This is a genomic window from Caballeronia arvi (assembly GCF_001544695.2).
GTDB classification, from domain to species: domain Bacteria; phylum Pseudomonadota; class Gammaproteobacteria; order Burkholderiales; family Burkholderiaceae; genus Caballeronia; species Caballeronia arvi.
Map to the genome: position 1 here is coordinate 1 of NZ_FCOM02000230.1, position 1,375 is coordinate 1,375.

General features: G+C 59.6%; 1 protein-coding gene. It reads right to left on the reverse strand.

The window, feature by feature from the left end; all coding sequences use genetic code 11:
• Positions 1-64 precede the first annotated feature (64 nt).
• Positions 65-1,321, reverse strand: coding sequence for an IS256 family transposase (locus tag AWB74_RS44550; protein ID WP_061152800.1), 1,257 nt, complete (start codon positions 1,319-1,321; stop codon positions 65-67).
• Positions 1,322-1,375: the final 54 nt, after the last annotated feature.

Below are 1,375 nucleotides of genomic sequence, written 5' to 3' on the forward strand. Positions count from 1 at the left end.
GGGACTGTCCAAATTTTTGTGTGCAAGGCGGATGAAGCTTCCAGTCAGGACACTCATCGTGATCCTAGAAGCTGGGCCGTGTAAAGCGATCCTCGTAGAGGATCGCGAATTGCCGCATGGCTGCCTTCCAGTCGTGCGCCGCGCGATGCCAGTCCCCGGTTATTTTGCGCAAGGCGAGCCACAACAGCTTGGTGGCCGCCTCGTCCGAAGGGAAGTGTCCGCGCGTCTTGATAATCTTGCGTAACTGCGAATTGACGCTCTCGATGGAGTTCGTCGTATAGATCACCTTTCGCACCTCGGGCGGGAACACGAAGAACGGAATGACGCGATCCCAGGCGCGCCGCCAGGCCGCGATAACCGTGGGGAATTTGCTGCCCCATGGGCCTTGCTCCAGCGAAAGCAATTCGGCTTCCGCGGCCTGAGCGTTCGGCGCGGTATAGATCGGACGCAGCGCGGCTGCCAGCGATTTGCGCTCTTTCCAGCTGGCGTATTCCAGCGAATTGCGAATCAGATGCACGATGCACGTTTGCAGCGTGGTCGCCGGGAACACGCCGGCGAGCGCCTCGCTCATGCCTTTGAGCCCATCGGTGACGGCGATCAGGATGTCCTGCACGCCGCGTGTCTTCAAGTCGCTGAAGACCTTCATCCAGAACTTCGCGCCTTCCGTTTGCTCGATCCACAAGCCCAGAATGTCGCGTGTGCCGTCCGGCAAAATCGCCAGCGCCAGGTAGATGGCCTTGTTGCGCACCACGCCTTCGTCGCGGATTTTTACGCGCAGCGCATCGAAGAAGACCACCGGATACATCGGCTCGAGCGGACGCGATTGCCAGGCGGTGATCTCCTGCGTCACCGCATCAGTCACCGAACTGATAAATTCGGGCGACACCCGCGTGCCGTACTGTTCGGCCAGAAATCCCTGAATTTCGCGCATCGTCATGCCACGCGCATACATCGCAATGATCTTGTCGTCAAAGCCGGTAAAGCGGCGTTCGTGCTTGGGGATGAGGATCGGCGTGAAGCTGCCGTCGCGATCGCGTGGAATGTCCAGGCGTAACGGACCGTCCTCGGTGAGCACCGTCTTGCCGCTCTTGCCGTTGCGCTGGTTGCTCGACTCGGGCGGACGCTCGCCGCCATTCGGATAGCCCAGATGGTGACCGAGTTCCGCGCCCAGCGCCCGCTCGATCAGCGCCTTTTTGAAGGCCATCGAGGCCGCCTGCACGGCGTCCGCTGTCATCGGACCTTTGACAAACTGATCGATCAGCTCTTTCGGAATCGCCTGCAGATCCATCGCTTCAGTCGCAGCTTTCGGTTTGCGTGGCATACATGCTCCTTTTCGCACATGTTATGCCTTGAACACGAAATTTATGACAGGCTC

Coding starts and splice junctions, on each gene's coding strand:
- AWB74_RS44550 (WP_061152800.1), bottom strand. CDS start 1,321: ATGCCACGCAAACCGAAAGCTGCGACTGAAGCGATGGATCTGCAGGCG.